Origin of the sequence: Verrucomicrobium spinosum DSM 4136 = JCM 18804 (assembly GCF_000172155.1) — a bacterium.
Taxonomy (GTDB): Bacteria; Verrucomicrobiota; Verrucomicrobiia; order Verrucomicrobiales; family Verrucomicrobiaceae; genus Verrucomicrobium; species Verrucomicrobium spinosum.
The window spans coordinates 6,349,646-6,374,475 of the sequence record NZ_ABIZ01000001.1 but is presented as its reverse complement, the minus strand read 5'-3'; the positions used below and the strand labels follow the sequence as shown (position 1 = coordinate 6,374,475).

Here is a 24,830-nt window from a genome sequence, read left to right as displayed (position 1 = left end):
CCGGCCGACCTCACTGCGCAAAAGGCAATCTGGGGTGGGCTGGAGGTGTCTTCCGCGTAAAGCTTCACTTGCACCCTGCTTCGTCTGTGCCAGAATCCGCGCTCTTTTCGCTGGATTTTACGTTCCGCACGCACGCTAAGCACATGGCATTGATCGTTCAGAAATATGGTGGCACCTCGGTGGGCACGCCCGAGCGCATTCGCAATGTGGCACGTCGTGTCTTGGAGACTCAGAAGTCCGGGCATCAAGTGATCGCGGTGGTCTCCGCCATGTCTGGCGTCACCGATAGCCTGCTGAAGCTGGCTAGAGATGTCTCTGAGAGCCCGACGGAGCGTGAGCTCGATGTGCTGCTCTCCACGGGTGAGCAGCAGACCATTGCGCTCACCGCGATGGCGATCAATGCCCAAGGTGGCAAGGCAGTATCCCTGACGGGTGCCCAAGCCGGTATCCAGACCGATGGCGTGCACACGAAGGCCCGCATCGCCAATATCACGCCCACCGAAGTCCACGAGATGCTTGATGAGGGCAATATCGTGATTCTGGCTGGCTTCCAGGGGCAGACCCGGGATGGCCTCATCACGACCCTTGGTCGCGGCGGTTCGGACCTTACGGCGATCGCCATGGCGGCAGCAGTGAAGGCGGATCTCTGCCAGATCTACACGGATGTGGACGGCGTTTACACCTGCGATCCCCGTGTGGTGCCCACCGCACAGAAGATCGATGTGATCAGCTATGATGAAATGCTGGAGATGGCCAGCAGCGGCAGCAAGGTGATGCAGAGCCGCTCCGTCGAGTTTGCAAAGAAATTTGGCGTACGCTTTGAGGTGCGCAACAGCATGAACAACAACCCTGGCACCCTTGTGAAAGAAGAAGAACCTGGCATGGAATCCGTCGTCGTCCGTGGTGTGAGCCTTGAGCGCAATCAGGCGAAGATCACGATTGATGATGTGCCGGACCGTCCGGGTGTGGCCGCGAAGATCTTCGGTGCCATTCACAAGGCGGGCGTCGTGATCGACATGATCGTGCAGAACGTGAGCTGGGACAATGAGACCGACATCAGCTTCACGCTGAGTGCCGCCGATCTGCCGAAGGCTGAGGCCGCCCTGCAGGCTGTGCTGGCTGAGCTGGGTGACAAGGTCGAGCTTCGCTCTCAGACGGGTGTGGCCAAGCTTAGCATTGTCGGCATCGGCATGCGCAGCCACAGCGGCGTCGCCAGCAAGATGTTCGGTGCCCTGGCCAACGCTGGCATCAACATCCAGATGATCTCCACCAGTGAAATCAAGACGGCCGTGACCGTCGAGGAAGGGGAAATCGAAAAAGCCGCCAAAGTGGTGCACGAGGCCTTCGGCCTGGATGGCGCAGCGCCGACGGCCTGATTGGGCTAACGATCATCGAAGTTTTGAAAGGGCCGGGCTTGCAGAAGTCCGGCCTTTTTTGTGTTTGAGGCGTAGTCCGACGATCCCCGTCGGGGCGAGCGGTTCTGAGGCATCGCAAGCCGACGCTATTTGGGAGAGTCCAACTCATTCAACACCTGACGACGAAGTCGGTTTTAGGAGTGCGACCGGGAACCACCGCTTTGGGGAGTCCTGTGTGAGTCCAGCACCAATGAAGGTGAAGCGGAGGTGGGGTTCGCGGAAGTGACGATACGGTCGCGTCCGCCAGGCCGCCGCAACTCCTGCGGAGTAGTTTCCCTGTTCTCCCCACCCAACGTAGAATTGCAGTCGCTTTGGCGGGGCTCTGTTTGTAGTTCAAACTTTAGTTTGCTTCAGATGGTCTTTCGCGGACTGAGGCAAACTAAAGTTTGAACTACAAACCGCTTTCAAGAGCTAACCATTCCTACTTCGCCGCCACGCCCTTGCGACGCCGGAAGCGCTGCCAGGACATGGAAATGCCCGTCCACACGAGCACGGCGGCAGAGAGGGCGGCGAGTCCTGCAATCGTCTGACCGATGAAGCCACCAGCTTCACCTGTGTGGACCCAGCGAGCCCAGAAGCGCAACTGCTTGCCGAGGTTGTGGGTGGAGAAGGTCTCCCAGGTGACGACTTCGCCGCTGGCGAGATTGACGTTGAGCTGCGACTTCAGATCGGGGCGTCCTTGATGGCTCTCGCTGATGAAGAGCATGGCGGGGGCCTTGGCGTTGGCTGGAAGGCGGACGGTGATGCTCTGCCAGGTGGGCACCTTGGCCACGGCGGTGTCCCACGCGTGGTTGAGGCCGCTCAATGCCACGGGCTCGGGTTTCCCGCCCTGAGGCCGGGCCTGCTGGGCGCGAGGCGGGGGCGGTGGATTGCCGGTGAGGGTGAAGAGAAGATTGTTCGCCCATGGATAGGCCATGACGAGCCCGGTGAGAATGATGAACAGGAGGGGAAGGCAGGCCCAGAAGCCAAAGACGTTGTGCCAGTTCCAATCCCGGGCTCGGCCCGTCAGCCGGCGGTCAAAGGAAATAATGCGCCTGATGAAATGCCAGGTGAAACGGCGGGGGAACCACAGGTAGAGACCGCTGATCACGAGGAACAGGAAGACGAGACAGGCGGCACCGGTAATGGCCTTGCCGGTGTCGCGTGACGTGCCTTCCAAGGCCAGCCAGCGATGCAGTTCCGTGACGAAATGGAAGAAGTCCCGCGCTTTCGCTGCCCCTGCGCCCAGAAGTTCTCCTGTGAAGGGGTTGGCGTATAGCGTGGCTTCACGGCCATACGAAAGCATCACGGCGGCGTGGGCATCGGACTCCACTGTCAATGCGGTCAGGGCTTGTTTGGGATTGGCCGCAGTGGCCTTTGCCGCCAGTTCTTCCAGTGGCAGTCGGCTGGCGTTGACCGTGGGTGTGACTTGGTAACCGTCCACCCACTCCAGGATCTGTCGCTCGTACATGAGCGTGGCACCCGTGAGGGACATGAGCAGGATGACCATGCCCGCTGCGCAGCCCGCGATGAGGTGCAGCCAGAAAATGGTTTTGCGAAGGAGTCGAACGACGGCGGTCATGAAGAAGGCAGTTTTTCCTACGAGCAACTGAAATGAGGTGAATATGCAAGTGACGGCACCCTGTCCGGTGTGCCGTCACGTAGAGAAGTTTCATCTGGAGGCTCACGCCGTCATCACATTTCCGCCCACTGCCGCAGAAGGTTGTGATACACGCCGGTAAGCTGGACCGCAGTCTTGTCCGCGGCAGGGTTTCCTGCGAGATCCCGTGCCAGCCGTTGGATGGACAGATCAAGGTCAAACAGGAGGGACCGCTGGCCGTCATCACGGATCATGCTCTGGATCCAGAAGAACGAACTGACACGCGCCCCACGTGTGACCGGGGTCACTTGGTGGAGGCTTGTGGAAGGGTAAAGGACCATGTGTCCTGCGGGCAGCTTCACCTGTTGGACACCGTAGGTGTCTTCAATGGTGAGTTCCCCGCCGTCATAGTCCTCGGGTTCGCTGAAAAACAGCGTGGCTGAGATGTCTGTACGGATGCGCTGGCCGGTGCCAGGAATCTGCCGGATGGCATTGTCCACATGGGTGCCAAAAGCCTGGCCTCCCGCATAACTGTTGAACATGGGAGGCAGGACCCGGAGTGGGAGCGCCGCGGCCATGAAAAGGGAGTTCCGGCCCAGTGCTTCCAAGATCAGGCCTCCCAGCTCTTTGGCGACGGGATGCCCCTCGGGGAGCTGCATGTTGTTTTTAGTTTTGGCGGACTGATAGCCGGTGGTTGCCCGGCCATCAGTCCACTCCGCCTTGTCCAGCAGCGCTCTGGCGTGTTTTACCTGTTCAGGGGTGAGAACGTCAGGGATGCGAATCAGCATGGAGTAAGGCTATTTAAACAGATGTCTATGTCTGGAGGGATGCGAGCTTAGAACTTGATCGCAGCGGAGACGGCCACGGAGCGGCCGGCGCCTGGGACGAAGTGGCCACCGCCCACGCGGTCGATGTACTCTTCATCAGCCAGGTTGTAGAAGTTCACGCGGAGCGAGACGTTCTCGTTGACCTTGTACCCCACCATCGCGTCGAAGACCCAGTAGCTGGGAGCGAGACGCTGGTTGATGTTGTTGTTGAAGCGGGAGTCCACGAACTGGGCACCGGCACCGATCTGGAAGCCAGCGGGAAGGTCATAGACCGTCCACAGGTTGAAGGAGTGCTCAGGCGTGTTGGACACGTGCTTGCCCACTTCTTCCGGGTTGAGGGACTCTTCAATCTCGCTGTCGAGGTAGGTGTACCCCGCGAAGATGCGCCAGTTGTCGGTGATGGTACCGGCAAAGCCCACTTCGAAGCCCTGCACCACTTGCTCGCCGCTCAGCTCAAACGCGGTAGGATCGGCCGGGTCTGCGGTGCGGGCGTTGGACTTCTCCGTGCGGAACAGGGCGGCGGTGAAGGACAGTTTCTCGTCGAGGAGGTCCCATTTGGTGCCGAGTTCATAGCTGCGATTTTCTTCCGGATCGGTGTCGAACTGGTTGATGATCGAGGATGCGGAGCTGCTCACGAGCAGTTCGGTAGCCGGGTTGAAGGAGGTGCCGTAGGCAAAGTACACGCTGCCGTTGTCGGCGGGCTTGAACACGAGGGCGGCTCTCCAGCTGAGAAGGTTGTCTTCACGGTTGAGGTCGGTGCTGGAGCCATGGTCGTCCACGGAGGTGTAGTCCGTGTCGATGTAGTCATAGCGCAGACCGCCGTTGATTTCCCAGTGTTCACCCAGCTCGACTTTGTCGAAGAGGTAAACGGCAGCGGAGAACACATCAGCTTCCTGGCGGGCACCGTTGTAGCGGATCGTGCCGGTGTAGGGGTCGAGGGCGTTCGGGTGAAACAGGTCCGTCTGGGGAGCTGCGTCAGCTACGCGGGCTTTGTTTTCCGATTGTTCCCAGGAAAATTCCACACCCGTGGTGAGCGTGTGCTTGAGGGCACCGGTGTCGAACTCGGCGATCAAGTTCGTCTGGTTGGAGAGGATGCCGTCTTCCTGGTCGCGGGACTGGAACTGCCGGTTCAGAGTGGAGCCGGTGCCTGCGAAGCGGGGAGCCGTGGTCACGGAGTCCCGTGTGGTGAGTCCGGCGCGGGTCACGTTGCGCAGCTTGAGGTTGGCGGAGAAGTCGTGCTCAAGGATCGCCGTGGCGATGTGGGTCACGATATCTTCGTAGTCTCGGTCCAGGATGCCGTAGAAGTTGCTGTAGGAGACCGGGGCCGCCTTGTTGTGGTACTTCGTGAGGCGGGGATCGGTGACGGTTTCAGGAATCCAGGGGATCCCGTAGTCCGGCACGTTGTGCTGCTCAAGGTACAGGTAGTTCAGGGACAGACGGGTGTCGGTGCCCAAACCGAAAACGAGGGAGGCGGCAGCGCCCCAGCGCTCGTTTTCCACGTAGTCACGGCCAGGAAGATCCTGGGTGTGGTACAATCCGTTGATGCGGAGGGCGGAGCCGGTGGTCGGCGTGGGAGCGACGGGCTGGACGGCCTTGGCACCCTTGCCGCCTACGGTGCCCTGCACGCCAGGGTTGCCTTCATTCACCCAGAGCGGCTGGTTGATGTCGATCGTGCTGCGGAACAGATTGTCCGAGCCGCCGGTGAATTCACCGCTGTAGAAGGGATCAAGCTTGGCCTGCTTCGTGGAGAGGTTGACGGAGCCACCGGTGGATCCACGCCCGGCGTTGGTGGAGGACGGGCCTTTCACCACTTCCACCTGCTCAATGTTGAAGGGGTCGCGGGAATAACCGCCGAAGTCGCGAACGCCATCGATGAAGAGGTCCGTCTTGGCGTTGAAGCCGCGGATGGACAAGTTGTCGCCAGCAGGGCCGCCGCCGCCTTCACCCGCCTGGATGCTGATGCCGGGGACGTTGCGGAGCACATCGCGCAGAGACGTGGCACCTTGTTCCTTCATGAGTTCCTGCGGGATGACCGTGATGGTCTGGGGAACGTCGCGAAGGGGGCCGGTGTACTTCGGAGAAGACACTGCCTGGGGCTTGTAAAGCGGCACCTGAGCGCCGGAAACGACGACCTCAGGAAGCTGCTGGGTGCCAGTCGGTTCGGAAGCTGGAGCGGGAGCCGGGGCGGTCTGAGCCGTCAGAGAACTGGCGGTGGCGAGAAGCGTCGTGACCGCCACGCTTTCGCGGGCGATGCGCTGACGCTTGGTCTTGGATGAGTTGCGTTGCTTCATTTATGTGCGGGACTTCCGCCGGTTGGTGCCGGGCGGAACAGGTTGTTGTGAGAGTGCAAAAGAGATGCTGACCGGCCCTTGAGGGGAGTAGGCGCGATTGGGTCTCAATTGCGTCGCAATCAAGACGCAGTCGCAACAGATAGTCAATCCCGTTTCTGATCGGATTGTCACCTTTTTTAGCCCGGCCTTGGTCAAGAAGTGTTCCTCGAATTAACTTGGTAAAACTTGAGTTTTATGCTTTTCTGTCGAGAAAATACAAACATGAAATTGACGCAAATCATTCCTTTTAAACGATTCGCGTTGATTGTGGTCGTTTCCCTTGTGGTATCGACTGGCTCGAAACTTGTGGCGGGCGGCGGTGAAATCGATCTCGGTCCCCAGACTCCTCTCGATCTGGAGGCAGCCCAGTTTCGAGTTTGGTCCCCGGATGATGTCAGGATGTTGCGGGGTACGCTCTTCCTCATTCCGGGCAAAAACGGGGACGGTCGTGGTCTGGCGGGCGATGCGAACTGGCAGGCTTGGGCGACCAAGAACGGCTTTGCGTTGCTGGCGTGCAACCTGAAGGACGATGATCAAGAGGCGGGGTATCAGATGATGCCGGCCACTGTGGAACTTCTGGAAAAGGCCTTGGCGGAGGCGGCGAAGGTTGCGCAGCATCCGGAGATCGCGACGGGGCCGCTTGCTTTCTGGGGGCACTCAGCGGGGGCAAACTTGAGCCGGGTTTTCACGGGATTGCACTCCAAGCGGGTGGTGGTGATGGCCGTGACGAAGGCCACCGCAGGAGGCCCGTCTGACGTGCGCGACGCACTGGAGGTGCCAGTGCTCCTCACGACGGGGGCAAAGGAGAAGCCAGACTGGCGCAAGAGCAACCAGGACTCCTGGACCCAGGCGCGCAAAAGTGGTGCGGTGTGGGCCATCGGTGATCATCCCAATGAAGGCCATGAAGCGGGGAAAACCCTGGAGGCCATCCGTCCGTTCATGGACGATGCCATCACACTCCGACTGGGGGCCGCAAACCCTGCGGCAGAGACGGGTCGGCCAGCTCTGGGGCAACGGACCACCCGGAGCACGGGCGGGAGCGGGCCGGGCCTGATCAAGATCAAGGATCAGGATGGCTGGTTGGGAGATCTGGGCACGAAGGAGGTCGCCCCCTACAAGGACTTCAAAGGAAACAAACGCATCGCCTGCTGGTTCCCCGGCGAGGCCAGTGCCAAAGCCTGGCAGAGCTATCTGAAGTGATGGGGGAAGGGAGTTTTCCCGAGGACGTGTTTGAGACGATCGCTGGTGAAGCATCAAGCCATCGCTTGCACCTATCTGGAGGTGCCCGTCTCAGCTCGAAGTTGATCCCCAGCGGGGATCTCTAACACAGGCCAACGTTGGGTACTTCCGAAGAAGATGATCAGGTGGGGGGGGCTTCTGCATCCGCTTCCTCCCCACCGCCATCACCACCTCAACGTCAGGCGGATGTGATGTCATGTGCTGCGTGCTCTCCCCGAGCTTCCCGGACACAGGCCGTTTTGAGAACTGACACGGGCTCGGAGGATTTGCTTTTTAAAACCGGATCAGTTGGCTGGTTCCAGTTCGCCTTTTTCGCGGGCACCCACGGGTTCACTCACGGTTTGTTTCCGGCGTTTGGGAAACTTGCGCTTGTACCACATGAGGAAGCCTGTGATGGAAAGGATGCCGGGGGCGAGGCCGCCAATGCACCAGAGGATCTTCACCGGAAGGCCGCCAAAGGTGCCGTAGTGCAAAGGGGTGAAGCTGTCCAGAATTTGAGCCCAAGCCCCCCCTTGGCTCACATCGGTGAAGTCCTTGAGCTCACCAGACTTGGCATCAAAGGTGGCGACGCTTCCATAGTTGCTGCGGAAGGGGCCATAGGACGCCAGCTTGCCGTAGGAAACGAGGTCATCCTTCTCAGTGGTAGGCAGGGAGATATAGCCGGGGATGTAGTCGGCGGCTTTGGCTTCCGCCTTGGCGATCAGCGCGTCGATGGAGGTGCCAGGGGCCTCGAAGGTGCGATGTATCGGAGGATCTTCTTCTACATGCTCTTCTTCCAGCATGTGATGCAAGATGTGGCTGAAGTTCCACCAGGCTCCGGTGAAGCCCAGGATCAGATTAAACACCACGGTGGTGATGCCCACCATCTTGTGAGTGTCTGAGAAGAAGATGCGGGCACTGCGACCCCAGCGCAGCAGGAAGAGCGTCTTCCAGAACCCCCGGTACAACCAGACGCCGGTGACGCCAAGAAAGAACAGCAGCGTGGCGAACAAGCCAGCGATGATCAGTCCCGCGTGATCTGCAAAGAGCGTGTAGTGCAGCTCCAGAAGCCAGCCCGTCAGCGTCTTGCTGGACTCCGTGGGTGTACCCCGGACTTCACCCGTGTACGGGTTCGCCCTCACAGAGCGCCATTCGCTAGTGCCCTCCTGCACCACGTAGAACTGGTCTGCCTTGGTGGGAGAATTAGCGACTGACCACCCCGTGACGACGTAGCCGGGGACGGCTTTGCGCACACTGGCGAGGAGGGCATCGTAAGGCAGCCTCCCTTCGGGGGTCGGGCTCACGATGACTTCTCCCGGTGCCATGTTCCGGTCAATCTCCTCATTGAAGACAAGGATGCTGCCCGTGAGACCGATAACAATGAGTCCCAGCGCGGCGATCAGGCCCATCCAGGAGTGAAGATTGAAGAGGAAGCGCTTCATGGAATGCTAAGGGGCGTCTGGTTGCAGGGCTGCGGGAGGCAGGCGGGAACGCCGATGTTGTGGAGTGAGGGGGTGGGAGAGAGGTTGGACAGGTTTAGAGATATTGCGTCTGGGTCTCAAATGCAATAGGCATTTGCTTTCCCTTGTTGAGCTTCTTGGCCGATGGTTGACCTTTCGACTGAGAGGGTTATGAGCGGGCATGGTCTGGAGAATCCTCGCTTCCCTCGTGCTGGTGACCCCTCTTGTAGGGAAAGATTCGATTCCCAAAGCCGAACGACGGCCTTTCCTGCATCGGGAGCATGGGGAGGCCCGTCCGGATGACTATTCGTGGATGAAGAATCGCGATGATCCGGCGGTGCGGAAGTACCTGGTGGCGGAGAATGAGTACACCAGCGCATACTTCAAACGGCTCCAGCCTCTCTATTCGACCCTGCTCAAAGAACTGCGCGCGCGCGTGGTGGATGAGGACGTCAGTGTGCCCGTCCAGCGCGGAGCCTACCTATACTATGAGAAGTATGTGGCCGGCAGCGAGTATGAGACCCTGTGCCGGAAGAAGACGGCAGGAGGAGTCGAGGAAATCATGCTCGACTTCAACCAGCGTGCTCAAGGTCATCCTGTATTCCTTGGAGGAGAAGCGTCCGTCAGCCCGGACGACCGCCTGCTGGCCTGGAAGGAAAACCACGATGGGACCGACGTGTACTCGTTGTACTTTCTCGAGATCGCAAACGGGAAGCTGCTGCCAGATGTGATTCCTGGAACCGCCTTTTCCATGGGCCCCGTGTGGGGAAATGACAATCGCACCGTCTTCTACACCACCCCTGACGAGGTCCAGCGGTCCTACCGCGTCATGCGCCATGTTCTGGGCACTCCTGCCAAGGAAGACGTGGTGCTGTATGAAGAGACCGACCGGAAGTTCGATGTACGCATTTTCCCGTCTAAAGACCGCAAGTACCTGCTGATCGAATGCAACAGCACCAACACCACGGAAACACGGGTGCTTTCCCTGGATCGTCCCGGTGATGCGGCCACGGTGTTGATCCCGCGCCAGCCCGGCATGCGGCACAATCTGGCACACCGGGAGGGCAAGTGGTACTCCGTAAGCAACCTGAAGGGAACCAACGGCAGCCTCTTGGTGGCCTCAGACGCAGAGGGGGGCATCGCGAAGTGGGAGGAACTCTGGCCTTATGATGAAAAGGAGGCGTTGCAGTGGGTGGAGGCCTATGCCACTCATTTGGTGGTCGGTGCGAGAAATCAAGGGGTGCCGGGAGTCTTCTTGGTGGATGCGGCAACCATGGAGAAGCGCTGGGTGACGGCGCCCGTGGAGGGGGCCTCGATGGATGCCCAGGATACGCCTGACTATCAAACCTCCACCCAGAGGGTGGCTTATACCTCGTACCTTACACCCTACACTGTGGCGGATCTGGACTTGAAGACCGGGACGTTGAAGGTGCTCAAGCAGAAGAAAGTCCCATCGGGGTATGATGCCTCAAAGTATGTGGTGGAGAAGGTGGAGGCTACGGCGGAGGATGGGGTGAAGCTTCCTGTCTGGCTTGTGCGGCGCAAGGACCTGCCGCTGGATGGAACTGCGGGTCTGGTGCTGGATGGCTACGGTTCCTACGGCTCCTGCAGCGATCCGTGGTTTGATGCCAGTGGGCTCAGCCTGCTGGATCGCGGCGTGACCCTGGCGACGGCGCAGGTGCGCGGAGGAGGGGAGTTCGGCCGGACCTGGTATGAAGCCGGACGGGTGCTGAAAAAGGAGGTGACCTTCACCGACTACCTTGCGTGCGCGAAGCGGCTGGTGGAGCTCAAGTACACCGCTCCAGCGGGCATGGTCGGCTACGGTGCCAGTGCCGGCGGGCTCATCATGGGTTATATCCTGAACCGGGCGCCTGGTCTCTTCCGTGCCGTGGTGGCGGATGTACCCTTTGTGGATGCGCTCAACACCCAGTTCGACCCCGCCATCCCGCTCGTAACGGGCGAGTATGAGGAGTGGGGCAATCCAGAGGATCGCGCGGTGTTTGATGCCATGCGGCGCTATGTGCCCTATGAGAATGTCAAACCCCAGGTCTTTCCCTCCCTCTACGTGACCACCGGCTGGAATGACCCCAGGGTGGCCTACTGGGAGCCTGCCAAATGGGTGGCCAGGATCCGTGCCTTGCATCAAGGAAAGAACCCCGTGCTGCTGGAAACCAACTTCGACGCCGGCCACGGCGGTGCCACCGGCCGCTACGCCCAGCTGGAGGATGTGGCGCGGAGGTATGTGTTTATTTTGAGGGAGCTCGGGAAGTGAGTCTGGGTTGGGAGGGGTTATTGGGTTTAACCACAGAGGCACAGAGAACACAGAGACTGAAACTGAAGTTTAGACAGAATTAACAAAATTAACGGAATTGGGGTTCAGGTTCTGGAAGACAGAGACCTGAATCGGGAACCTAAATTTTGTTAATTCCGTTAATTCTGTCTAAAAATTCATTCCTCTGTGTTCTCTGTGCCTCTGTGGTTAAATAAAATTGCTTTTCACTTCACCGCGATGCTTACAATGGCCGAAAGTCCTGGCCGGACCTGCTGGCGGATGCCGGAGAGGGTGGTGGGGTCGAAAGTGATCTTCACCGGTACGCGCTGGACGACCTTGGTGAAGTTGCCAGAAGCATTGTCAGGGGGAAGCAGGGCAAGCGGCAGAAACATCAACACGCTGCTCCCGACGCGCATCACCAGCGGCCAGAAGAGTTCATTGGCTCCTGACTGGGTGGTGATGTGGGAGAGTTGAAACGCCACCAGGGCAGTGAGCAGGCCCCCCATGGCGACCAGTATGCGGGGATCCACAAACTTCGTGACCCTGGCCAGCATGATCATGACCACAGCCGAGGTGATCGCTCCCGGGCCGAGGAGATTGCCCGTCTGCATGGCATTGAAGTGAAGGTAATTCTGCGCAAAGACCGGCACGGCAAAGATCACCCCATACAGACCAGCCCCGAGCACGACGGAGTACAGGCTGCCCGCCGCGACGGAGCGGTGGCGCAGTACCCGAAGATCTACCACTGGATGACTCACTGTGAGCTGCCGCCACACAAAGAGGGTGGCGGCCACGGCGCTGGTTACTGCCAGACCAGTGATGAAGCGGGAAGCAAACCAGTCATCCTGCTGCCCCTCCTCCAGCAGGGTCTGCAGGCTGCCGAGGCCGATCGTGAGGAGGACGATTCCGAGCCAGTCCACGCTCTCCCCAGTCTTTTTCTGAGAAGCATCGTCCTGAGGCAGGAAGGTGATGGCCAGGATCACGGAAACAATGCCGACGGGCAGATTGATGAAGAAGATCCACCTCCAGCCGAGGGTGTCGGTCAGGTAGCCGCCCAGAATAGGGCCGATGGCAGGGCCCGTGATGACCCCCAGTCCGAACACCGCCTGGGCCAGGCTCCGACGCTCGGGAGGGAAAGACTCAAAGATCACCGACTGGGCATTGGCCAGCAGTACGCCACCGCCCAAACCTTGCAGGATGCGGGCAGCGATGTCGCCAGGCCGCAGAGCATGGAAGAGGCGATGAAGAGGACAAGGGAGAAGAGGAAATAAGTCTTCCGGCCAAACCGCCGCCCCAGCCACGCAGTGAGGGGTATGATGATGACGTTCGCCACGGAGCAGCCCGTGAACGCCCAGCTGATCTCTGAGAGGGTGGCCCCCAGGTTCCCCTGCATGTGGGTGAGAGCCACATTGACAATGCTGACATCAATGACCTCCAGAATGGCTCCCAGAGATGCGGTGATCAGGACGGCCCACGGCAGCCACCCCTGGCGGGCGGCCAGCGGCGAAAGGCGGGACGGGTCGGTGACGATCATGAACGGCGGCGCGGACGGACGGGGGTGTCTCGCACGAATTCCGAGAGGCAGTGCGTTGCCTTCAGACCCACGAGAAGGTGGACGTGATCTGCGACGCCACCGATGCCTTCAGGAATGCCGCCAAGTCCGTGTACTGTGCCACCCAGATATTCGTGGTGGTGTGCGGGCCATCCATTCGCGGGAAATGCAATGTTCACGATTCTTGGTGCTGAAGACCAAGTGGTAATGCAAGGACGTAGAAGTGCCGGGCATGGTGGTTGATTTGATCGAGAAAACAACCTCGCTGGCATCCCTTCAGGATGCAACATTTTCGGGCGTTCCAGGGACAGGGCTCGTTTCACTCGCCCGGTCCCTGGCTACCTTCTGGGATGCCTTCGGCATGACCGATACGAATGCGTGCGAGAATGGAATGGCCTTCCTCGAAGGCACCGCCATTCTTGCACCCCACAGGGTGCAAAATTATTAGGCGCGTTCCCAGGGACAGGGCTCGTCAAAATCGCCCGGTCCCTGGCTGCCGCCAGGGATGCCTTTGGCATGACAAATGCGGGCTAGCCAAGTTCCGCAGTTGCAAGAGGTCGTTCTCGTAACGGCGGGGGCTGGCGGGCCGGCATCTCCCATTTTTCGGCACTACATTTAGCTCATTCCGTACTCGCGGCACCTACCCATCACCGCACCGCACCTTGGGCCACGGGTGCCCGCTGCGCACTTCCCGAATACGGCTCCACATGCACCACCACATCCAGAATGTGGCACTCAGAGTTCACGAGCGTGCGCTGCACTTCATGACCAATGCGATGCCCTTCAACGACGGAAAGTGATCCCTCCACCTGCACGTGAATGTCCATGAGATAACCCAGGCCGGATTTTTTCATGCGCAGCTTCTCGATCATCTCCACACCTGCCACAGAGGAGGCAATCGTGCGGGCTTCGTCCTGCAGTTCCTGTGGAGGTACGCCATCCATGGTTTCATGAAGGGCGGTTTTGAGCAGCATGAAGCCGTTCACCCAAATGATGCTGCAACCGACGAGCGCGGCGATGTCATCCGCCATCTCATAACCATCTCCTCCGATGAGGGAGATCGTGATGCCGATTACGGCTGCGGCGGAAGTGATGGCATCTGCCCGGTGGTGCCAGGCGTCCCCATGCAAGGCGGTGCTGCCCGCTAGCTTGCTCTTCTTCAGGGCGTAGCGGGACATGGATTCCTTGACGATGATCACGAGGATCAACACGGGGAGCGTGAACCATGCAGGCGAGGTGTGGCGATGGAGAATGTTGTGAATGCTCTCCCACGCGATCACGCCGCCAGCCGATAGGAGTGACAGGGCGGAAAACAACCCGGCGAGCTGCTCGGCGCGACCATGACCGTAGGGGTGATCGGCATCGGGGGGGATCTGGGCCACCTTCAGGCCGATCAGGACCATGATGGAGGAGATGATATCGTTAACCGATTCGATCCCATCCGCCACCAGCGCGTAGGAATGCCCGACCACGCCAGTGGTGATCTTCACCGACGCCAGGGTGGCGTTGGCAATGATGCTTCTCACCACCGTGCGGATGGCAATGCGATGCTGGGTCAGTTGTGGGGGGGCGGAGGCCATGGGCGCAACAGAGAGGAAGGCACCATGGTCTGCGGGTGCCTCAAGTCAACGAAGGCACCCCGTCCGGGGCGCTTATTCTTCCATCAGCTTGAGCATCAGGCGGCGCACCACCTGCCGTTGCGTCATGTTGCCTTCGCGTTCGAAGGCCTCGTCCAGATTGCGCAGCACGCGGGCGACCACGGTCTCCACGGTGGCAGATTCGTGAACGATCTCCTCCATGGAGGGATTGGCCGCGGGATGGTGCTTGGCGACATCCTCCGCCAGCATGAAGCGGCCCCGGTTAAAGCAATCTACCAGCCAGGTTTGGCCGTCGTGCTCCACCCGGGCCAGGAAGTGGCCGGGGAAGTTGCAACCTTCGATTTTGATCCCAAGACGCTTGCCCACCAATATGTAGATGCAGGAGAGGGAAAGGGGGTTCCCCTGACCGTTTGCCAGCACCCACAGCAGATTGCTGTTGTTCGCGGCGTAGTAATCCTTGCTGTTGCCGCGGAGGCAGGCTTCCTGGCCGCGACCGCCAAACAGGTACTCGGCCAGCTTGCGGGCATCGTAGGCATTGCCCTTTTTTACCGCTTGTTCGGCCAGGGAATCCAGCTTGCGGCCCAGTTCATCGGCGCGTGCTTGCCAGCCGCTCAAGAAGGCTGAGAGGTGCGCCAGGGCCTCTTCAAGACGAGCCTGCGGCGTGGAAAGCCAGCGCCAGGACAACCAAGTGTCCTCCAGCTCTTCCCGGCAGACCGGTGCGAAAATTTCACTCAGCAACCGCTCCTGCTCTTCATCCAGCGGCTCGCCCAAAGCAAGGAGCTGTTCAGGCAGCTCCCGCCGAAGCGAGGCCAGTCGGGTGCGCACCGCCTCCCGGACGACAGGGGTGTCGTCATCCAGCAGCTTGAGCAAATGGCGCAGGTCGGTTTTTGCGGTCTGCATAGTCAAGAATTAGCAAATCGTGGGAGGCATGGCAAGCGGGAAGCTTGAGCCTGAGGGGCATGCGAGAGTGAGAGCATTACAGTAGGGACATGGCGTCCACATCCCAAGTGACAATGACTTCCTCGGGAAAGGTAAGCTCGGAAAGGGTACGCTGGAGATGGGCGACAAGAGGCCGGATCTTTTCTGTCCGGAGCATGAGTTGGAACCGGTACTGTCCGTGGGCTTTCTCAAGGGGGCTGGGGCAGGGTTCACCCATGCGGGTTTCCGAAGGCAGGTTTTGCTTGAGTCGTCCAGCGAGAGTCTGGAGGGCGAATTCCGCGAGGTTGGCCTGCTTGCCGCGGGATCCGATCAAGACCACATGGGTGTACGGTGGGTAGTGCCACTGCTGGCGTTGCTCCAGTTCTTGCTCCGTGAATCCAACATAGTCCCCGTGACGGGCGAACTGCACTGCCGGACTGTGCGGGGTGCTGGTCTGGATGAACACTTCCCCCTTGCGCTCGCCGCGGCCGGCGCGGCCCGCCACCTGGGTGAGCAATTGGAAGGTGCGCTCTGCCGCACGAAAGTCCGGCATACTCAGGGCGAGGTCGGCATTGAGCACGCCCACGAGGGTCACATTGGGGAAGTCGAGACCCTTGGCGATCATCTGGGTGCCGATGAGGATGTCCAGCTTCTGGCTGCGAAAAGCCCGTAGCGTGTCGCGGAGCTGGTTCTTGCGCTGCATGGTGTCCGTGTCCACGCGGGCAAGCCGGGCTTGAGGAAACACCGTGCGGATGGTTTCCTCGGCGCGTTCCGTGCCATAGCCGGTGTAGCTGAGCTTGGGTTCACCACAGGCTTCACATTTGCGAGGGGCGAGCCGCCGCATGCCGCAGATGTGGCAGACCAGCCGACCTTCCTTTTTGTGGAAAGTGAAGGGTACTGCGCAGTCTTCACACTGGCAGACCACACCGCACTCCATGCAGGAGAGGGCGGTGTGAAAGCCCCGGCGGTTCAGGAATAGAATGGTCTGCTCCCCCTTGTCCAGACGGCCCTGAATGGCGAGGCGGAGCTTTTCACTCAGGATGCTGAAGCCGTCTTTGGTCTTCCGCTTTTCCAGGCGCATATCCACGATGCGGATGAGGGGCAACTCCTTGCCATCAGTCCGGCGAGTCATGCCCAGCAGGTCATACTTGCCGTTCCGGGCATTCTCAAAGGTCTCAAGGCAGGGAGTGGCGCTGCCGAGCAGGACGACGCAACCTTCCATCTTTCCGCGAACCACGGCAAGGTCCCGCGCGTTGTAGCGAGGGGCCTCCTCCTGCTTGTAGCTGGGCTCATGCTCCTCATCCACGATGATGATGCCCAAGTTCTCCAGCGGGGCGAAGATCGCACTGCGGGCACCAATGACGATGTCGGCGCGTCCTTCGTGGATTTTGAACCATTCGTCGTGCCGCTCGCCATCCGAGAGGTGGCTATGAAGCACGGCGATGCGCTGCTTTCGCTCCGCGAACCGGCACTTGAAGCGCTCGATTGTCTGCGGGGTCAGGCTGATCTCGGGAACCAAAACCAGCGCGGTTTTGTTCTTCTCCAGCACCCTTCCGATGGCCTGGAGATAGACCTCTGTCTTGCCGCTGCCCGTGACCCCGTGCAGCAGAATGGGGCGCGCTTCTGAGGGCTGTTCCAGTGCTTTCAGCACTCCGGCAAACACGACTGCCTGCTCTTCTGTGAGCGTGAGCGGGGCGGAGGGGAGGAACTCCTCCTCTTGAAACGGATCACGCTCCACGCGAACCTCACTGCGAGTGACGAGACCTTTGTTGACCAGTACGTGGATCACCTGTGTTGCCCGGGGCAGTTGCTTGCGCAGGTAGCTCAGCGTCGATTCGTTGCTGTTGGCCTGGAGCAGATCCAGGATGCGGGCCTGGACGGGGGCTGCCTTGTGTAGCTTGGCCATTTCTTCCGCGGAGAGTTTCCCCACCAGGGTGATGTGGCTGTCTGAGAGGAAGCTCTCTGGTTTGCTCCGAACGGCCTCCGGAAGCATGGTGCGCAGGATCTGCCGCACCGGGCAGAGGTAATAAGTGGCCATCCAGTTGGCCATCTTGAGAAGAGGCCCGGTGAACATGGGCCGGGAGGTGATCGTGTCCGAGATTGGGCGCAGCTTGCCGCCAAATGGGGAGGAATCGAGCAACTGAACGACCACTGCCACCGCCTTGCGCCCCTGAAGAGGGACGTGAACCCGCGAACCAAGGCTGACGCGGTGGGCGAGTTGCTCGGGGATCAGATAATCGAGCTCGAGGGCGGTCTCTTCGAGCAACACCCGCGCAACGCCGCGAGAAGTCTGGGCCACCTTCTCCGGTCCCGACCCTGCAAGCTCTGCGAACAACTGAGGTTGTTCGTTGCGTGGAGAGCTGGCAGATTCGTTCATGCGGGGAGGGGGCATCATGCCCTGTTGGGAGTGGGCCGCAAGCGGCACGTTGAGACGCTGCGCTGGTTGAGACGATGCGCTGGTTGAGACGATGCGCTGGTTGAGAGGGGCTGCGCCCTGGTCATACGCGTATGGGCCAGGTTGAGAGGCTCATTGTTTTCAAGCGCGAGCACCCTGACGCCAAGGGAGTCATACAAAATAGAAGCCCAGGGTCAGGTGAGGAACGAGCCGCCACCCTGGGTACATGGGCGGATGAACTGGAACTCCGAAGTGAGTTCTACAAACCGTGGCCGAGTCCCTGAGTTGTCCGTCGTATGCAGATCGGTCGTCTGCAGGTGATCTGGACGGTTTGTAGAACTCCTTTGGAGTTCCATCACTACCTCCTGCTACCCGGGGTGGCGACCGCTTCGCGGTCTGACCCCGTGCTCCTATTGTGTATCACGCCTTTGGCGTGGGGCTTCCGGCCATGAAGAAATGGGATGCTCCTCCGCCCGGGCTTTGCATCTCGCTAACCTGACAACCATGCGCGTTGCGGGATGGGTGAGGCGCAACGCTCGCTCCTTGGTCAGTTCCATCAGACTCTCAACCCGACACAAAAAAGCCCCCCGGCTTGCACCGGGGGGCTGGATAACTCCAAAGGAGTTGGAAGCGTTTGCTCTGGTCAGGCTTCGATTAGAAGCTGACGCTGAGGCTCACGCCGCCGTACACGCGGTCTTCTTCACCAAGGTCATCGAGGGCGTCGATCGGAATGTTGCCAGCGATGTAGGGGGTGAGGGTAGCGGTCTTCGTCAGCTTGATCGGAGCGGCCAGGCTAACTTTGATGTGGTTGAAACCGTCCACGCCGTAGTAGTCGATGGCGTAGGACACGAGCGCCGCAGGAACGAGGCTGATGCGATCGGTGATGGCGATGTTCTTGGAAACGCCAGCTTCGAAGTAGAAGCCATCAGCGGATTCGTCGTAGTAAGCGCCGCCAATCACGTCAACAGGGCCGACGGTGGAGGAGATTAGCACGCCGACTTCGTTGATGTCGTCGAGCACGTCGCCAGCGTCACCTTCGAAGAGGTAGTACTGGTACTTCAGACCCACGGTCACCGGGCCGAGGTCGGCCAGAAGGGCGGCGTAGAGGTCGAGTTCATGGTAGGAGTCACCGGTGCCGACATAGGAGTCGTCAGCGGAGGTGCCGAACCAGGCGCCCACGTTCAAGGAGAGGACGTCCGTGAAGGGGATGTTGCCGTCAACAGCAACCGTCACAAGGTTCTGGGCGAAACGCACACCACGATAGACGTAGTCGGTGTCATAGCCAGCCGTCAGGGAGAAACCAAGGGAGGTGTCTTCCTCAACGATCGGGGGCTGAACCTGGGCGGGAGCTTTGGCGGGAGCGCCGGCGTAAGCCGAGGCTGCGAACGCCGCGCTCAATGCTGGGATGAGCAAGGTATTCAATTTCATGCAGTTTGTTGTGTTTGGTTGTTGTTTGGGCATCCGAAGCGCATCAACATCCCGCAGCGCTGTGATGAACAGTGGTGTGGGAAATTGCTGTATTTGGATGCCCGAAATTAGCAGTAAACTCTGGGCTGTGAAGTGTTTTTGTGTTTTTTTTGCCCAAGATTGAACATTCGTTGGGCCACACAATGTGCCTACGTGCCGCTTAATATTGAGAAGTTGTTGGCAGTATTGAGAATGCCACCTGTGTAGGGGAAACTTTCGCCGAGCTGGAAAGCTCACAGAGAGCCCCGTCTTGAAAGGGGGCTGAATTCTGCGAAGCGCCCTCCTGCCATTCATTCCGCACGCTGTTGAAAGCGCCGATGGGGAAGAGGGGGGGCTGGAACCTGATTTTTTCAGAGGGATGAATCCCGCAACCCCTTCAGGCTCCTGCTGGGCTGAAAGGGGGAGGTGCTGAACCCTGACCTTGTTGGATCAAGGTCTGCTATTCGCTCAAATGGAAATTAGGCGAGATCTGAGGACAAAACCGAGTTGGCCTGGCGCTTGGCCAAAGCTTTGGCTTGGGCCACGACCCGAACTTCTGTCTCATCGAATTTGTAGGCGTGGCAACTGGGGCACGCCGTCGTTCTTACCGTCACGATGGAGCCGCAGCCTTCACACACTTTGTAGTCCAACGGCTGCTCCATGATTTTCTGAGCCTGCTTCAGACGCTCACGATGGGATTCGCTTGGGGAACTCATGGGTTGTGCTGAGTATTACGTTGCCTGCGACGTCTGGGCACTAAAGATTGCATGCGAACCAAAAAAAGGCGCGGCATGCACCGCGCCTTTTGCAAACAAAAGATGTGCCAGCGACTCCCGGAGATTACTTGGCAGCGCCAACCTTGGCAAGCTGGGCGGCGACGCGGCTCTTCAGACGGGAAGCGGTATTCTTGTGAAGCACCTTGGTCTTGGCGGCCTTGTCGGCAGCGGAGGCGAACTCGTTGTACGCGGTCTGGGCTGCAGTCGCGTCACCTTTGGCCACGGCTCCAAGAACCTTCTTACGCAGTGTACGGATCCGGCTTTTGTTCGCCTGATTGCGCAGTGTGCGGGTCTGCGTTCTGCGGATGTCTTTCTCTGAAGAGCGGATGTTGGCCATAGGGAGCTAAATGAAAGGGGGAAGTGTTTAGATCATGCCCAAACAATTGTCAAGCGCATGATCCAAGTTTCTGGCGGGAAGTATCACTTGTACCCGCTGATCATGGCGCAAATGGTCGCCTTGTCCTTGCCGCCGGAGCGGCGGATGGCCACCATAAAGACACCTGTGCGCTTGGGGGTGACATGAAGGGTCACGCCCCAGCCGCCCTCGGAAGCTTCCACCTTGGACTCGACAGGCTTGCCCTCCGCATCCAGGACGTGTGCGGCAATCTGGACACCGCTTTTCGGCGGAACGGCCACGCACACCCGGTATTCGTTGCCCTTGAAAAGCTGGATGCGCACCGCCTTTCCAAGGTCGGGTTTCAGTTCCCGTTGCCAGATGTCCGCCCGGAAATCGAATCCGAGTTTCTCCTGTTGCTCCGCGAGTTTGATAATGGCGGCCTCGGAATCGTCCGCCTCATCAGCCCTGGTTTCGCCACCGGCGAACAGGGCAAAGACGGCGACCACCAAGGTGGTTGCCTTGAGAAACTCCAGCACCGATGACCGGCCTGCTCCAAGCAGGCTCTTTGTAAAGATAGCATTCGCGCTCATGAAAAACAGGGCTAGTATCCGCCGCTTTCCGCAAAGTATAGAGAATATGCTTTGGATTGCATCCGATTGTTCAAACGAAAACGCCTCTCACCCCAACATTGACCTTATAGCACCACCATGGCGCGGATAGTTTTCACTCTGGAAGACGGCACGGAAATCGAAATCGAGCTTGATGCCGAAGTCATCACGGTCGGCCGTCACACCGACAGCATCGTGGTGCTGCCGAGTTCTTCAGTGTCTAGTCACCACGCGACCATCCGGCAGCGGGGGGACAGTTACTACGTGCAGGATTTGGGCACGACCAATGGCACCCGCCTGAATGGAGTGGAGGTGGAGGAGGCCCGTTTAGAAGACGGGGATCAGCTGATGTTCGGCGATATTCCCGCCGTGGTGCACCTTTCCGTGGCCCCGATCACCCGGGGCGTACCCACGGCCCCGGTCCCCATCCCGGTCCCCCTGGCAGCCACTGCTCCGGTGGCGTCCAAGTACGCCACGAGCCGATCGATGCCGGTCGCCCCAGGTCCGCGTCGCTCTACGCGCCCGGTGCAACAGTATGAGGAGTCCTCGGGCTGTGCTGGCTTTTTGACTTTCCTCTTGTTCCTGGTCCTGGCCTTCGCAGTGGGGCTGCATGTCCGGCACGGGGTGGAAACAGGTGGTTTCCTGATTGGCGATGTCATCAAAAAAGTGCGGGACAAGGCCAGTGACGGAGTGGAGAAAGATGCCGCTCCCGCCACCAAAGGCGAGGGGAAGGCCCCTGTAGCACCAGCACCAGCACCAGCTCCGCGTGCCAGTGCGCCAGCCAAGCCGGCACCTGCGCCCGCCGCTCCCTCCATGATGAATGGAGATGCTCCTATGTCCAACATGGCCCCCGCGATGAGTGGGGATGGCACCATGTCGGAAATGGCCCCCAAACCAGCGGCTCCGGCAATGATGGAAATGAACTAGGACGTGTTCGTATGAGTTGATGATGGAGCCGATGGGGCAAGGGTGTCCTGCCCAGCGGCGGCCAATGGTCCAGAAAGCGATCCTTTCAACTGGCCGGGGCGAATTGCTCCGGCTTTTTTATGGTGGGAGGGGGGCAGCGCTTCGCCGGGTGCGGGCCCTGCCCCCTTCTTCTTGCCATACTCAGCGCTTCGGCTCAGGAAGCACGATGAAACCGTACTTTTGGAAGAGCGTATGCGATTCCGGCGTGTCCAGGTGCTCCAGGTACTGCTTGGCCAGATCGGCGTTCTTTGCCTCCTTCAGGGCGGCCATGGGGTAGGTGATGACTGGTCCTTCCGTGGCCGACACCTCAAAGGCAACCTTCACTTTGGTGGTGATCGCGGCATCGGTTTTGTACACTACTCCAGCTTCCACGTTGCCGGACTCCACGGCAGCCAGGGCGGAGCGGACGTTGTCCGTAGCCAGGACCTTGGGCTCCACTTGAGCCCAGAGGCCCAGCTTGGTGAGCCATTCTCTGGTGTACACTCCGGCGGGTACGGCCTTGGGGGCGCCTAGGGCAAGCATGCGAATTTCCGGCTTCAGCAGGTCCTTGCCTCCAGTGATGGCCAGGCTGCTGTCCGCAGGCACCACCACCACGAGGGCGTTGGACAGCTGGTCCTCGCGTGTGGCGGTGTTGATGAGCCCGGCCTTCTCAAGCTGGTCCATTTTGGAGGCGTCGGCTGAAATGAAGACGTCCGCCGGCGCTCCGGCCTCGATCTGCCTGACCAGGGCGCTGGAGGCACCAAGATTGAGTTCTACTTTAATGCCGTGGGTCTTCTCAAACCCGGTGTGAATCTCTTTGAGGACGTCAGCCAGGCTCGCGGCGGCCGACACCCGTAGTTCCTTCGTCTGGGCGAAGAGGGAAGGGGGAATCAGGCTGCCCATTACCAGAGCGGTCAGGGCGGATACCAAAGTGCGTGTTTTCATCCGGGCAATGTGGGGGCGGTTAGAAGTTGAATACTGCCTGTACGTAAAGCCAGTCGCCTCCGGTGGCACCGCCGTTCGTCGGCACGTTGCCCACCGAGCTCTTGATGTAGTCGCCCGGGAAGAAGTGGCCATAGCCAAGCTGGAACTCCGTGGCGGAGTTGAAGGCATACTTGGCCACAATATCTAGTTCAGAGCCAACGAACGAGCTGTACTGTGGGTTTTTCCCGTAACCATTGCTGCTGCGGGCAGAGCCGGACTCCGGGTAAAAGGAGTCGCTGGTATCGGCGAGCCAGAAGAGGAGGTAGTCCACTGAGAGCGCGAGCCCCTTGGCGGGTTTCACGGAGAAGGAGATCCTGGGGCTGCTGAGGTTGCGCAGACCCACGAGATCCATCACTCCGTAGAAGGAGTGGTTGGTGCCGAACAGGGGCTCGAAGGTCTCGTGATCCCCGTCGCTGCCATTGGAATCGCCGCTGGCGTAGTCGTAGCCGAGGGCGATACGGGGCTTGGCCCAGACGTCGCGGAGGGTGTAGCCCACTGTGCCCGTGAGGGCGAAGGACTGGAGGTCGCGCTCCACCCCAGCAGTGACGATGTCGCCAAACTGGCCGGCACCTTCAAAGGCGAAGTCCCAGGGGCCGAACTTGTCCGGCAGGGACTTGAGGCGCACGCCGTAGGTGTACACGTCGCGCTCCGTAGGGCCGCCGATGCCGGGGGCAATGGCGTTGGGGGACTTGCCGCTCACGTTGCGGGCGAGGAAAAACGCCTGCGTCTCCACTCCGGTCCAGAGACTCTGGGCGGAGGCGTAGAGGCCGGAGAACTGGTCGTACTCGTTGGATTCATTGAAATAATCATCCCGGGGAATGACGACGCGGCTCGTGAAGGCATCGATCCAGCTCGTGCTGCTGAAGGAGTAGCGGAGCACCGCAGCGTCGAAGCTTCGCCCCGTGTTGCTCCAGTCGCCGATGCCGACGAAACGCTGGTCGCCGTAGGTCATCTCCTGGCGGCCGAGCTTCAGGGTCAGGGGGAAGAGCTTGGGATCGCCGAAATGAAGATAGGCCTGATGAAGGTCCCAGACATCCTGCTCAGGGCTGGGATCGCGGTCGTCGGATTCCGCCTGAGCCCCGCGGCCTTCCATAAACAGCTTGAGCCAGGACTCCGGCTGCCAGCCAATGTGCAGCTTCTCGCGAAACAGGAAGACATCATTGTCATTGTCCACCCCACGGCTGAGGAAGTCTTGGCTGGCGACCACTCCGGCATCATCCTTCAACTCATAGCGGAAACGGAACTGGCCGCCGATGTCCCAGGCATCAAACGCCGGGTTCTGCAGGCGTAGCGCATCATTGAGCAATCCGGCGCTAAGGGGCTTTTTGTCCGCGGCAGGGGCGGCAGTCGTGCCAGCCAGGAGTCCGGTTGCTGCCGTGTGGCCGAGCAGGAGGAGTCCGGCCAAGGCCAGAGGCAGTGTTTTGAGAGGCAGAGGCCTGGCTTTCATATGGGGAGTGCCGCCGGTTGTGAGCGGTGCCGCAAGAAGAAGGCAGGCTATATATTCTGTCAATGATATCCAATTGAAAGTATATTCATTCGAGTCATTCCTCTGCTGAATTTTGTGTTTGGGACGTCGGTTGGGGGGTGGAGGTTTGCAGCAGACTTTGCATTTTTCGCCACTGGCTGCGGGTGGCTTTGAGGCACTCTTCCGCCATTTCCTCGTAGAGGCGCAGCACCTTTTCGCCTGCCTCCGTCACCTGGGCACCGCCTTTGCCTTTGCCCCCACGGGAGGCTGCCACGAGGGGATCTTTGAAATTATTGTTCATGATCCTGATGAGGTTCCAGGCATGGTTGTAGGACATGTCCATGGTTCGCGCTGCTTCCGCGATGGAACCGGTTTCCCGGATGAGCTTGAGCAGCATGATCTTGCCCCAGCCAAGGACCATTTCCGAGCCGGCAAAGACTCGCAGTCGTGGCTGGAGATTGAATCCTGGGACGACGTCAACAGGCGTTTGCATCGGGAAGCGTAGAGCGATTCCGCCAGAGCGGCAACCTCCAAGGTGCGGCTGACAGGGGCCGAAAAATACGAGGGGGCCTGAACGCGGCCAGTGTGAGCCGTCAGAATCGCAGAGCGATCCGCGGGATGGAAAAGTTTTCATTGTCGCGGCAGTGGTTGACCAGAGCGGTGTTGGGCTTACCCTCGCGTTGCGGCCTGAGCGGCCTCCGACCC

The 24,830-nt window shown here is 59.8% G+C and carries 18 protein-coding genes and 1 pseudogene; 4 read left to right on the top strand and 15 right to left on the bottom strand.

Annotation, left to right across the window (positions count from 1 at the left end):
• Positions 1–143 precede the first annotated feature (143 nt).
• Positions 144–1,376, top strand: a complete 1,233-nt coding sequence (locus VSP_RS26020; protein ID WP_044133664.1) for an aspartate kinase — start codon at positions 144–146, stop codon at positions 1,374–1,376.
• 460 nt (positions 1,377–1,836) lie between these two features.
• On the opposite strand, the gene VSP_RS26015 is transcribed toward VSP_RS26020, so the two are convergent.
• The 3 genes from VSP_RS26015 to VSP_RS26005 form a co-directional block, all read right to left on the bottom strand.
• On the bottom strand, positions 1,837–2,976 hold the full coding sequence (locus VSP_RS26015) for a PepSY-associated TM helix domain-containing protein (protein ID WP_029190769.1): 1,140 nt from the start codon (positions 2,974–2,976) through the stop codon (positions 1,837–1,839).
• 113 nt (positions 2,977–3,089) lie between these two features.
• Entirely contained in the window at positions 3,090–3,782 is a 693-nt protein-coding gene (locus VSP_RS26010) for a Fe2+-dependent dioxygenase (protein WP_009964389.1), read from the bottom strand.
• A 47-nt stretch (positions 3,783–3,829) separates the two neighbouring features.
• Positions 3,830–6,112, bottom strand: a complete 2,283-nt coding sequence (locus tag VSP_RS26005; RefSeq protein ID WP_009964388.1) for a TonB-dependent receptor — start codon at positions 6,110–6,112, stop codon at positions 3,830–3,832.
• Positions 6,113–6,373: 261 nt separating this feature from the next.
• Between VSP_RS26005 and VSP_RS26000 the strand changes: the two genes are divergently transcribed.
• Positions 6,374–7,351 carry a hypothetical protein gene (locus VSP_RS26000; protein ID WP_009964387.1) on the top strand — a complete coding sequence of 326 codons (978 nt, stop codon included), beginning with the start codon at positions 6,374–6,376 and terminating at the stop codon, positions 7,349–7,351.
• A gap of 323 nt (positions 7,352–7,674) precedes the next feature.
• On the opposite strand, the gene VSP_RS37475 is transcribed toward VSP_RS26000, so the two are convergent.
• Positions 7,675–8,811, bottom strand: a complete 1,137-nt coding sequence (locus VSP_RS37475) for a PepSY-associated TM helix domain-containing protein (protein WP_009964386.1) — start codon at positions 8,809–8,811, stop codon at positions 7,675–7,677.
• A 199-nt stretch (positions 8,812–9,010) separates the two neighbouring features.
• Between VSP_RS37475 and VSP_RS25990 the strand changes: the two genes are divergently transcribed.
• Positions 9,011–11,101, top strand: coding sequence for a S9 family peptidase (locus VSP_RS25990; protein WP_009964385.1), 2,091 nt, complete (start codon positions 9,011–9,013; stop codon positions 11,099–11,101).
• A gap of 224 nt (positions 11,102–11,325) precedes the next feature.
• Here VSP_RS25990 and VSP_RS37470 read toward each other — a convergent pair.
• From VSP_RS37470 to VSP_RS25940, 8 genes and pseudogenes are all read right to left on the bottom strand, one after another.
• Positions 11,326–12,494: pseudogene (locus VSP_RS37470) on the bottom strand (DHA2 family efflux MFS transporter permease subunit).
• Positions 12,495–13,300: 806 nt separating this feature from the next.
• Positions 13,301–14,233 carry a cation diffusion facilitator family transporter gene (locus VSP_RS25970; protein ID WP_009964380.1) on the bottom strand — a complete coding sequence of 311 codons (933 nt, stop codon included), beginning with the start codon at positions 14,231–14,233 and terminating at the stop codon, positions 13,301–13,303.
• Between the two features lie 72 nt (positions 14,234–14,305).
• Positions 14,306–15,151 (bottom strand): transglutaminase-like domain-containing protein, encoded by an 846-nt coding sequence (locus VSP_RS25965; protein WP_009964379.1) that lies wholly within the window; start codon positions 15,149–15,151, stop codon positions 14,306–14,308.
• Between the two features lie 76 nt (positions 15,152–15,227).
• Positions 15,228–17,546, bottom strand: coding sequence for a replication restart helicase PriA (gene priA / locus VSP_RS25960; RefSeq protein WP_156345291.1), 2,319 nt, complete (start codon positions 17,544–17,546; stop codon positions 15,228–15,230).
• Between the two features lie 672 nt (positions 17,547–18,218).
• Positions 18,219–18,992 (bottom strand): TorF family putative porin, encoded by a 774-nt coding sequence (locus tag VSP_RS25955; RefSeq protein ID WP_009964377.1) that lies wholly within the window; start codon positions 18,990–18,992, stop codon positions 18,219–18,221.
• Positions 18,993–19,489: 497 nt separating this feature from the next.
• Complete coding sequence (locus VSP_RS25950) at positions 19,490–19,726, bottom strand: hypothetical protein (protein WP_009964376.1); 237 nt, start codon at positions 19,724–19,726, stop codon at positions 19,490–19,492.
• 124 nt (positions 19,727–19,850) lie between these two features.
• Positions 19,851–20,123, bottom strand: a complete 273-nt coding sequence (gene rpsT / locus VSP_RS25945) for a 30S ribosomal protein S20 (RefSeq protein WP_009964375.1) — start codon at positions 20,121–20,123, stop codon at positions 19,851–19,853.
• An 83-nt stretch (positions 20,124–20,206) separates the two neighbouring features.
• Positions 20,207–20,713 (bottom strand): hypothetical protein, encoded by a 507-nt coding sequence (locus VSP_RS25940; RefSeq protein WP_009964374.1) that lies wholly within the window; start codon positions 20,711–20,713, stop codon positions 20,207–20,209.
• Between the two features lie 117 nt (positions 20,714–20,830).
• Between VSP_RS25940 and VSP_RS40055 the strand changes: the two genes are divergently transcribed.
• The gene (locus VSP_RS40055) at positions 20,831–21,658 is read left to right on the top strand and encodes an FHA domain-containing protein (protein ID WP_009964372.1); all 828 of its coding nucleotides are present in this window, start codon (positions 20,831–20,833) and stop codon (positions 21,656–21,658) included.
• Between the two features lie 180 nt (positions 21,659–21,838).
• Here VSP_RS40055 and modA read toward each other — a convergent pair whose 3' ends face one another.
• From modA to VSP_RS42595, 3 genes are all read right to left on the bottom strand, one after another.
• The gene (gene modA, locus VSP_RS25930; protein ID WP_009964370.1) at positions 21,839–22,621 is read right to left on the bottom strand and encodes a molybdate ABC transporter substrate-binding protein; all 783 of its coding nucleotides are present in this window, start codon (positions 22,619–22,621) and stop codon (positions 21,839–21,841) included.
• 19 nt (positions 22,622–22,640) lie between these two features.
• Positions 22,641–24,107: an alginate export family protein gene (locus VSP_RS25925; RefSeq protein ID WP_009964369.1), complete on the bottom strand. Its 1,467-nt coding sequence runs from the start codon at positions 24,105–24,107 to the stop codon at positions 22,641–22,643.
• Positions 24,108–24,201: 94 nt separating this feature from the next.
• Positions 24,202–24,618 carry a winged helix-turn-helix domain-containing protein gene (locus VSP_RS42595; protein WP_044133663.1) on the bottom strand — a complete coding sequence of 139 codons (417 nt, stop codon included), beginning with the start codon at positions 24,616–24,618 and terminating at the stop codon, positions 24,202–24,204.
• Positions 24,619–24,830: the final 212 nt, after the last annotated feature.

Bases quoted from the DNA above. Each gene is read 5' to 3' on its own strand.
- VSP_RS25925 (WP_009964369.1), bottom strand. From the start codon at position 24,107: ATGAAAGCCAGGCCTCTGCCTCTCAAAACACTGCCTCTGGCCTTGGCC.
- VSP_RS26020 (WP_044133664.1), top strand. From the start codon at position 144: ATGGCATTGATCGTTCAGAAATATGGTGGCACCTCGGTGGGCACGCCC.
- VSP_RS26015 (WP_029190769.1), bottom strand. From the start codon at position 2,976: ATGACCGCCGTCGTTCGACTCCTTCGCAAAACCATTTTCTGGCTGCAC.
- VSP_RS26010 (WP_009964389.1), bottom strand. From the start codon at position 3,782: ATGCTGATTCGCATCCCTGACGTTCTCACCCCTGAACAGGTAAAACAC.
- VSP_RS42595 (WP_044133663.1), bottom strand. From the start codon at position 24,618: ATGCAAACGCCTGTTGACGTCGTCCCAGGATTCAATCTCCAGCCACGA.
- modA (WP_009964370.1), bottom strand. From the start codon at position 22,621: ATGAAAACACGCACTTTGGTATCCGCCCTGACCGCTCTGGTAATGGGC.
- VSP_RS25970 (WP_009964380.1), bottom strand. From the start codon at position 14,233: ATGGCCTCCGCCCCCCCACAACTGACCCAGCATCGCATTGCCATCCGC.
- VSP_RS40055 (WP_009964372.1), top strand. From the start codon at position 20,831: ATGGCGCGGATAGTTTTCACTCTGGAAGACGGCACGGAAATCGAAATC.
- VSP_RS25940 (WP_009964374.1), bottom strand. From the start codon at position 20,713: ATGAGCGCGAATGCTATCTTTACAAAGAGCCTGCTTGGAGCAGGCCGG.
- VSP_RS37475 (WP_009964386.1), bottom strand. From the start codon at position 8,811: ATGAAGCGCTTCCTCTTCAATCTTCACTCCTGGATGGGCCTGATCGCC.
- VSP_RS26005 (WP_009964388.1), bottom strand. From the start codon at position 6,112: ATGAAGCAACGCAACTCATCCAAGACCAAGCGTCAGCGCATCGCCCGC.
- VSP_RS25950 (WP_009964376.1), bottom strand. From the start codon at position 19,726: ATGAGTTCCCCAAGCGAATCCCATCGTGAGCGTCTGAAGCAGGCTCAG.
- VSP_RS25955 (WP_009964377.1), bottom strand. From the start codon at position 18,992: ATGAAATTGAATACCTTGCTCATCCCAGCATTGAGCGCGGCGTTCGCA.
- rpsT (WP_009964375.1), bottom strand. From the start codon at position 20,123: ATGGCCAACATCCGCTCTTCAGAGAAAGACATCCGCAGAACGCAGACC.
- VSP_RS25965 (WP_009964379.1), bottom strand. From the start codon at position 15,151: ATGCAGACCGCAAAAACCGACCTGCGCCATTTGCTCAAGCTGCTGGAT.
- VSP_RS26000 (WP_009964387.1), top strand. From the start codon at position 6,374: ATGAAATTGACGCAAATCATTCCTTTTAAACGATTCGCGTTGATTGTG.
- priA (WP_156345291.1), bottom strand. From the start codon at position 17,546: ATGAACGAATCTGCCAGCTCTCCACGCAACGAACAACCTCAGTTGTTC.
- VSP_RS25990 (WP_009964385.1), top strand. From the start codon at position 9,011: ATGGTCTGGAGAATCCTCGCTTCCCTCGTGCTGGTGACCCCTCTTGTA.